Source organism: uncultured Corynebacterium sp. (assembly GCF_902489365.1).
Lineage (GTDB): Bacteria > Actinomycetota > Actinomycetes > Mycobacteriales > Mycobacteriaceae > Corynebacterium.
In genome coordinates, this window is sequence record NZ_CABTZR010000110.1 from 1 (window position 1) to 5,754 (window position 5,754).

Sequence of the window (5,754 nt, forward strand, 5' to 3'; positions counted from 1 at the left end):
AGAGCTGGCGCACGGCCTCCCAGTAGGGCTCCAGGTCGGAGACTGCCTTAAGCGAAATACCGGTATCACGCGAGGAGTTCGAGAACGCCGCGATGATGGCGGACAGCGAAGGCTGGGAGGTGGTGCCCGCCAGCGGTGCGGAGGCACCGTCGACGATGTCGGCACCAGAGAGCGCCGCGGCGTAGTAGGTGGCCAGCTGGCCGCCAGCGGTATCGTGCGTGTGCACGTGAACCGGCAGGTCAAACTCCTTGCGCAGAGCCATGACCAGCTTGGATGCGGACTCCGGACGCAGCAGACCCGCCATGTCCTTAATGGCCAAGACGTGGGCGCCGGTGTTGACGATCTCTTCGGCCAGCTTGAGGTAGTAATCCAGCGTGTACAGCTTCTCATCCGGGGAGCACATGTCGCCGGAGTAGGCCATGGCGACCTCGGCCACGGTGGTGTTGGTCTCCAGGACGGCGTCGATAGCCGGGCGCATCTGGGTGACGTCGTTCAGCGCGTCAAAGATGCGGAAGACATCGACGCCAGACTTTGCGGCCTCCTGCACGAAGCCGGTGCACACGTCGTTGGAGTACGGCGAATAGCCCACGGTGTTTCGGCCGCGCAGCAGCATCTGGATGTTCTGGTTCGGCATGGCCTCACGCAGCAGATCCAGGCGCACCCACGGGTCTTCCTTGAGGAAGCGCATGGCGACGTCGTAGGTGGCACCACCCCACGCCTCCACCGAGTACAGCTCCGGGGTCATGCGGGCGACGGCCTCAGCGGCGGTGACCAGAGCGGTGCCGCGCACGCGGGTAGCCAGCAGGGACTGGTGAGCATCGCGGAAGGTGGTATCGGTGACCGCCAGAGCATCCTGCTTACGGATCTTTTCTGCCCACTTCTTCGGGCCGAGCTCCAGCAGCTCATCGCGGGAACCGCGCGGCAGCTCGGAGTTAAAGTCCAGATCCGGCAGCTTATCGAAGGGGCGCAGGGTGGTCGGGCGCTCACCGTTCGGCTTGTTGACGGTCACGTCAGCGATGTAGTCGATGATGCGGCCGGACTCGTCCACAGCCGGCGGGGCCTTCAGCAGGTCCGGGTGCTCCGGAATGAAGCTGGTGTCCACGCGGGTGTTAACGAAGTCCGGCTCGCGCAGCAGAGCACGCAGGAAGCCGATGTTGGTGGCCACGCCGGCCACGGTGAACTCATTGAGCGCGCGCTGCGCACGGGCCACGGCTTGTTCAAAGTTGACACCGCGGCAGGTCATCTTCACCAGCAGGGAGTCAAAGTTCGGGGAGATCTCCGCACCGACGGCCGTTGCACCGTCGAGACGCACGCCCGCGCCACCCGGCGAGCGGTACTGGGTCAGCGTGCCGGTATCCGGGCGGAAGCCGTTAGAGGGGTCCTCAGTGGTGATACGGCACTGCAGCGCCGCGCCGGTGATGTGGATATCCTCCTGCTTCAGGCCCAGTTCCTCCAGGGAGAGGCCCGCGGCAATCTGCATTTGGGACTTCACGATATCCACGCCCGTGACCTCCTCGGTCACGGTGTGCTCGACCTGCACGCGCGGGTTCATCTCGATGAAGACGTGGTTGCCCTTCTCATCCACGAGGAACTCGACGGTACCGGCGCCCTCGTAGTTGATGTGCTCGCAGAATTTCACGGCGTCCGCGCAGATGCGGTCACGCAGCTCCGGGTCCAGCGTCGGCGCCGGGGCGATCTCCACGACCTTCTGGTGACGGCGCTGCACGGAGCAGTCGCGCTCGTACAGGTGCATGACGTTGCCCTGGGAGTCAGCCAGAATCTGCACCTCAATGTGCTGCGGGCGAATCACCGCGGTCTCCAGATAGACGTGGCCATCGCCAAAGGCGGCCTCTGCCTCACGGGAAGCCTCAGCGCACTTAGTCTTCAGCTCCGCTTCATTCTCGATGAAGCGCATGCCGCGGCCGCCACCGCCGGCCACTGCTTTCACGAAGACGGGGAACTCAAAGTCCTTGGCGTACTCCGCCAGCTTGTCGACGTCCGTCGAGGGCTTCGAGTCCTTCAACGTAGGCAGCCCTGCTTCCTCCGCTGCGGCCACAGCGGCGGCCTTGTCACCGGTCAAGTCAAGGGTCTCGGCGGTGGGGCCGATGAACTTGATGCCGTTGTCACGGCAGGCGCGGGCCAGATCGGCACGCTCTGAAAGGAAGCCATAACCAGGGTAAATGGCATCCGCACCGGACTTCTTGGCGGCGCGAATAACCTCATCGATATCGAGATAGGCCTTGACCGGTTGGCCCTCGGTACCGATGCGCACTGCCTCATTGGCAAAGGCGCGGTGGAAGGAGTTGCGGTCTTCCTTTGGATAAATTGCAACGGTCTTGGAGCCGACCTCAAAGGCAGCGCGGAAGGCGCGCACGGCAATTTCGCCGCGGTTTGCCACCAAGATCTTAGAGAAGGACTTGTGGGCGGTATCAGACACTGGGAGTGATCCTTTCAGATAAGCACAATACGAACTTAAGGATAGTGTCCGAGGCGACAACGCGGGCGGAAATCGATATACCAAACAACAGAAATTCTCGCACTGCAGGGGACTCGGACAAAGAGCTAAAACCAGCGCACGAAGAGAATCGTTCGTGCGCTGGTTTTATGTTCTCTGCTAGCTAATGCTGCATTAGCTAACTTTGCTTTTTCTAAATCTCCTTCGGCGGAACGGAGCGCTGCTCCTTGCCGTTGTAGGCAGACAGCGGGCGGATGAGGGAGTTGTTTTCGTTCTGCTCCACGATGTGTGCGGTCCAGCCGGTGATGCGGGCCATCACGAAGATCGGGGTGAAGAACTCGATGTCGAAGCCCAGGATGTGGTACGCAGGGCCAGCCGGGAAGTCCAGGTTCGGCTGGATCTTGATGGAGGTGTTCTCGTACATGGTCTTAGCCATCTTCTCGTACATCTCCACCCACTGCTCCTGGCCGTGGTCCTTGGCCAGCTCGCGGAAGGCAGCCTCCATGGTCGGAACGCGGGAGTCACCGTTCTTGTACACGCGGTGACCGAAGCCCATGACGAGCTCCTTGTTCTTGAGCTTGTTCAGCGTCCACTCCTCTGCCTTGGCCGGGTCGCCGACCTCAAGGAAGTTCTTCATCACGGCCTCGTTAGCGCCACCGTGCAGCGGGCCCTTCAGCGCACCGATAGCAGCGGTGACCGCGGAGTAGGTATCCGACATCGTGGAGGTCACCACGCGGGCGGCGAAGGTGGAGGCGTTGAAGGAGTGCTCGGCGTAGAGGATGAGGGACTTATCGAAGGCCTCAATATCGGAGCGTGACAGGGCTGGGGAGCCTTCTTCCTCGCCGAAGACCATCCACAGGAAGTTCTCCGCGAAGCCCTTCTTACGGGAAGGCTCGATGTAGCCCTCACCGCGACGGCGGCGAATATCGAGTGCGACGATGGTCGGCAGCTTCGCCATAAGCTCCAGCGCGGTACGGCGGATGTGCTCGGAGTCCTTGGTGTACTCCTCCGGGTCCTGGGAGCCGATGAAGGAAACTGCGGTGCGCAGCACGTCCATCGGGTGGCAGGACTTCGGCATAGAAGTAATCAGGTCAATGAGGTGGCGGTCCAGGTGGCGCAGCGCCTTCTCACGAGCGGAGAAGCGTACGAGCTCGCCCTGGGTCGGCAGCTCACCGTTCCACAACAGGTAAGCAACCTCCTCGAAAGAGCAGTAGCGTGCGAGCTCCTGGACCGGGTAGCCGCGGTAGGTCAGGGAGTTGGTCTCCGGGACGACCTTGGACACAGCGGTCTCATCGACGACAACGCCGTACAGGCCCTTGCGGATCTCTGGGGTCTCAGACATGGTGTTTTCTCCTTAAGTGGGGGCCTAGCGTGTGGGCTAGGCCGGGGGTATTAGTCAAAGGTGGGCTTGTAGCTGTCCTTGGAGTACGTGAACACGCTCTGGTCGAAGGCGTTGTACTCGTCGTAGCGCACCAGCTCGTAGAGGCGGGAGCGGTGCTGCATGCGCTCGAGCCACTCCTCGGATTGCAGGCCGGTTTCCTGCATGTCGCGGAGGAATTCTTCGGTAGCGCCCATGGCCACGCGCAGGGTGGATACCGGCCAGATGACGGCGTTGTAGCCCAAGTCCTCAATGCGCTTAGCTGACAGCAGCTCGGTCTTGCCGAATTCCGTCATGTTGGCCAGCAGCGGGGTGTCCACGGCGGCACGGAACTTTTCGAAGTCCTCCGGCGAGTAGAGAGCCTCGGTGAAGATGAGGTCCGCGCCGGCGTCGGCATAAGCCTTGGCACGCTCGATGGCCTCATCGATGCCGTGGATGCCGGCGGCATCGGTACGCGCACAGATGATGAAGTTCTCATCGCGGCGCTCGTTGACGGCGGCGGTAATGCGGCGAACCATGAGATCCGTCGGCACCACTTCCTTGCCATCGAGGTGACCGCAACGCTTCGGGTTGACCTGGTCTTCCAGGTGACAGCCGGCCAGACCTGCGTCTTCCAGCGCGGCGACCGTACGGGCGGCGGACATGGGCTCGCCGAAGCCGGTGTCGGCGTCGACAAGCACAGGCAAATCCGTGGCACGGGCGATGTGCCCAGCGCGCTGCGCTACCTCGGTGAGCGTGGTCAGGCCGATGTCCGGCAGGCCCAGGTCATTGGCCAGCACCGCGCCGGAGACGTAGACGCCGCCGAAGCCACCGATGTCCTGAATGAGACGCGCGGTGAGCGGATTGAACGCGCCTGGCAGCGTGGTGATTTCTGGTGCGTTCAGCGCTTCGCGGAAGCTCTTGCGCTTGTCCGCATTGCTGATAGTGGAACCAAACAGGCCGGCCATTTAGAACACTCCCTTCGGGGTCTCGGGTGCGGTGGCGATGGCCTCGTCGGTGAGGCGAACGTTGAGCTCACTAAGGTCCGTGAGGTTCTCCAGGTCCTGCGCAGCCTTAAGGAAGCGCTCCTGTTCCTCCTCTGAGACCTTGCCAGCGGCCAGCTTCTTGAACTTGTTGATGTACTCCTCGCGGCCGAACGGGCGGGCGCCGAGCGGGTGGGCGTCGGCCACCGCGCGCTCATCCTCAATGACAGTGCCGTCCTTGAAGGTGATGACGGCCTTGCCGCCGAAGGCCTTCTCATCCAGGTCGTTGGAGTGGTAGCGGCGGGTCCACTCCGGATCCTCAACGGTGGAAATCTTGTGCCACAGGTCGATGGTGTCCTGGCGGTGCTTGCGCTCGTCAGAGTAGGAGGTCTCGTAATCCCACTCGCCGTCCTGGAGGGCCACGGCGAAGATGTACATGATGGAGTGATCCAGGGTCTCGCGGGAGGCGTCCGGATCCATCTTCTGCGGGTCGTTAGCGCCGGTGCCGATGACGTAGTGGGTGTGGTGCGAGGTGTGGAGGACGATGGACTCGATGTCCTCCGTCTTCAGGCCCTTCTCCGCGAGGGTCTTCTTGAGAGCAAAGGCCATATCGATCGGGGCCTGTGCCTGGTACTCCGCGGAGTGCTCCTTGGTGTAGGTGTCCAGGATGGCGCGCTTTTCCTCACCCTCCGCCGGAAGGGGGACGGTGTAGGTGCGCTCCGGGGAGTGGAGCATCCAGGCGATGAAGCCATCCTCGCCTTCCCAAATCGGGGCCGGGGCACCCTCGCCGCGCATGGAGCGGTCCACTGCCTCGATGCCCATCTTGCCGGCAAAGGCCGGAGCATAAGCCTTCCAGGAGGAGATGAGGCCCTTGCGGGACTGGCGGGTGGCGGTCGTGGTGTGGAGAGCCTGGCCGATGGCCTGGTAGATCGTGTCGACGTCAAGGTTCAACATGGTGC

4 protein-coding genes are annotated in these 5,754 nt (G+C 62.7%); all 4 read right to left on the reverse strand.

What is annotated here, in order from left to right:
• Nucleotides 1-2,437: pyruvate carboxylase (locus RDN59_RS11105; protein WP_308607898.1), on the reverse strand; the 2,437-nt coding region annotated here is incomplete at its 3' end.
• Nucleotides 2,438-2,648: 211 nt separating this feature from the next.
• Complete coding sequence (locus tag RDN59_RS11110) at nucleotides 2,649-3,797, reverse strand: bifunctional 2-methylcitrate synthase/citrate synthase (RefSeq protein ID WP_308607899.1); 1,149 nt, start codon at nucleotides 3,795-3,797, stop codon at nucleotides 2,649-2,651.
• A gap of 50 nt (nucleotides 3,798-3,847) precedes the next feature.
• Nucleotides 3,848-4,780: a methylisocitrate lyase gene (gene prpB / locus RDN59_RS11115; protein WP_071407349.1), complete on the reverse strand. Its 933-nt coding sequence runs from the start codon at nucleotides 4,778-4,780 to the stop codon at nucleotides 3,848-3,850.
• Nucleotides 4,781-5,754, reverse strand: a 974-nt coding sequence (locus RDN59_RS11120; RefSeq protein ID WP_308607900.1) for an MmgE/PrpD family protein, incomplete at its 5' end; no start/stop codon positions are given.

What these genes read in the sequence shown, in the direction of transcription:
- prpB (WP_071407349.1), bottom strand. Translation starts at nt 4,780, where the DNA reads ATGGCCGGCCTGTTTGGTTCCACTATCAGCAATGCGGACAAGCGCAAG.
- RDN59_RS11110 (WP_308607899.1), bottom strand. Translation starts at nt 3,797, where the DNA reads ATGTCTGAGACCCCAGAGATCCGCAAGGGCCTGTACGGCGTTGTCGTC.